The sequence below is a fragment of the uncultured Streptococcus sp. genome (assembly GCF_915066115.1).
In the GTDB taxonomy this organism is placed as follows: Bacteria; Bacillota; Bacilli; order Lactobacillales; family Streptococcaceae; genus Streptococcus.
Window position 1 is genome coordinate 1 of sequence record NZ_CAJZDT010000185.1, and the last position, 2,668, is coordinate 2,668.

The window sequence follows — 2,668 nt, forward strand, 5'->3', positions numbered from 1 at the left end:
AAAATAGTGATAATACAACAAGAGCTGAAGTTACAATTTTTTTAAATTTCATAAAAAACACTCCTTTCAAGTCACAAATATATATTACTGATAAAATAACTTGATTTTCTGATTTAAAACTCCTTTCTAACAAGTTATTCGTATACTTTTATTTTTCAATTCTATTATACCACAACAAGAAAACGGTTTCATTTATTTTGCTAAAAATATGTGCAAGTAATAAGGGAAAATTAGCATGAAAACTTTTTAAAACAAATCAACTCCAGATAAAAATACACATTTTATTTTAAAGAGAAAAAAGGGTACGAAAAACTGTCACATCTGCATTTGATTGCTCTTTGATTTCAAAAAAGTATTAAAAATGGGAGTATACCACATTTGTCACTAGATGTGAACGAGAGAAACACTCTAGACATTGCCAAGAAGGAAAAAGGTAACTTCTCAAAGTAACTTCGACTTGCCTAATCGAAGTGGAAATTAGTCTAAAACGGATCTTTATGGCGGAATTAAGTATGAGTCGTTTGAGTTAGAAATGAGATTCACTATGACAAAACATAAACACCTTACCCTTTCAGACCGTAATGATATCCAATTAGGCTTAGAGCGCGGTGAAACCTTCAAAGCTATCGGGCAACTTATTCTAAAAGACCCGACCACTGTTTCTAAAGAAATCAAGAGAAATAGACAAGTCCGAGATTCTACATGCGATAACCTTCCTTGCCCTCTACTCGACAAAGCTCCCTTTGTCTGTAATGGGTGCCCTAAAAGAAGACAAAATTGTGGCTATAAGAAAATCTTCTACCTTGCTAAACAAGCTCAAAAACAATACGAACAAACTCTTGTCGAAGCTCGTGAAGGAACTCCCCTCAATTCCAAGACCTTCTGGGACATGGACAAAGTCATTTCTGATGGGGTTAAAAAGGGACAACACATCTATCATATTCTGAAAACTCATAACCTTGATGTTAGCTCCTCAACTGTCTATCGACACATCCGAAAAGGATACCTATCTATCGCTCCTATTGACCTAGTCAGAGCCGTTAAATTCAAAGAAAGACGAAAAAGTAAGCTACCTTCCATCCCTAAAGAAACGAAAAAAGGCCGTTACTATGAGGATTTCCAAAACTATTTAGCACTGAATCAACTAGACTCTTGGCTGGAAATGGATACAGTCATGGGTAGAATGGGAGGTAAAGTCCTACTTACCTTCAATCTCTCTTTCTGTAACTTTATCTTTGCTAGACTTCTGGATAATAAAACTGCCCTTGAGGTTACCAAACACCTCTATGACATCAAGAACACTCTTTACCAAGCTGACAAAGATTTCTTCCAACTCTTCCCTGTCATCCTGACAGATAATGGTGGAGAGTTTGCCAGGGTTGATGATATCGAAATGGATGTGCGAGGAGAGAGTAAACTCTTCTTTTGTGACCCTAATCGCTCTGACCAGAAAGGGAGAATTGAGAAAAATCACACACTAATTCGCGACATTCTACCTAAGGGAACTTCTTTTGACAACTTAACTCAAGAGGACATCAATCTCGTTTGTTCGCATGTCAACAGTGTCAAACGCGCTGCTTTAAATGGAAAGTCAGCCTATGAACTCTTTGCCTTTACTTATGGAGAAGAGATTCCTAAGCTTCTTGGCATTTCTAAAATACCTGCAGAAGACGTCTGCCAATCGTCTACATTACTCCAACATAAGCTCTAAAAACTAATCTTCAACCCCATTCAAACGTCTCACACTAACTTCCACCATAGCGGAACTTAATCTGAAACGCTTTCAGATAAGGGGATTTTGTGCGCTCTTTTTTTCGATTCATTTCGGTTACAAAAGCGATGAAATCAAGCATGATTAAAACCAGTGGAACTTACCCTGACACGGATTTCCACTGGTTTTTACGATTTTTATCAGACCAACTTCCACTTGGATTAGCAGTGGATCTTAGTTTGGGCATTAAGCCTTCTTTTCCAACTAATGATTTTCAAAACACCACATACAAGCAAGGCTAGATTAAATACCGCATAAAATCCTGTAAAGCTTATCAGACCATTCTGGGCTAAATCTGCCGTGTAAAGTTCAGTTTCTGTAAAGAGAAGATAAATTCCATAGCCCTCCACGAAAATAAGAAAACTGACAAAACCAATCAGGAAAAGTCCACTGGCAATAAGAAAGAGTCTCCATAAAAGAATGAGAATTCCTCCTACTGCTAAAAAAATTACTGGGACAAGGAGTAAATCATTCATGACTTTCTCCTTTCTAGTCAATCAATTGACGATAATGGGTGGCAAGAGAATAATCAAACTCTTCTAATTTTTGAACTAAGTCCAAATACTCCTCTTTCTCATGTTCTTCAAAGTCCACACCTCGATGATTCTGAAGAGCGATTTCCAATTGACTAGTAAGTTCTCGTTTAGAAAAACTGTAATCCCCTGTCACTTCCTCATAATGTTCCTTTAGTTCCTTGTAGGCATTGTATTCTTCAGGTGTTTGAAATCCCTGTACCAAAGCCTCTTCTAATTGATAATAGGTATCTTCCATCATAATCGTTACCTCGTTTCTTTCTATCTTTATTTTACCGCGCTTTTCTTTTCTTGTCCGCTATTTGTATCTATTTTTTAATCTAATTCAAAAGAAAGTTGTTCTTGCTTTTCGTTTCCTTTTTCG

Annotated in this window: 3 protein-coding genes; 1 reads left to right on the forward strand and 2 read right to left on the reverse strand. The window is 36.8% G+C overall.

Going from position 1 to position 2,668, the window contains the following annotated elements:
* Positions 1-544 precede the first annotated feature (544 nt).
* The gene (locus QZ565_RS09230; RefSeq protein WP_295528574.1) at positions 545-1,711 is read left to right on the forward strand and encodes an IS30 family transposase; all 1,167 of its coding nucleotides are present in this window, start codon (positions 545-547) and stop codon (positions 1,709-1,711) included.
* A gap of 221 nt (positions 1,712-1,932) precedes the next feature.
* On the opposite strand, the gene QZ565_RS09235 is transcribed toward QZ565_RS09230, so the two are convergent.
* Together QZ565_RS09235 and QZ565_RS09240 are read right to left on the reverse strand one after the other, a co-directional pair.
* Entirely contained in the window at positions 1,933-2,247 is a 315-nt protein-coding gene (locus QZ565_RS09235) for a DUF5966 family protein (protein WP_295528576.1), read from the reverse strand.
* A gap of 13 nt (positions 2,248-2,260) precedes the next feature.
* A complete protein-coding gene (locus QZ565_RS09240; protein WP_247934192.1) occupies positions 2,261-2,545 on the reverse strand; it encodes a DUF5962 family protein in 285 nt (94 codons plus the stop codon).
* Positions 2,546-2,668: the final 123 nt, after the last annotated feature.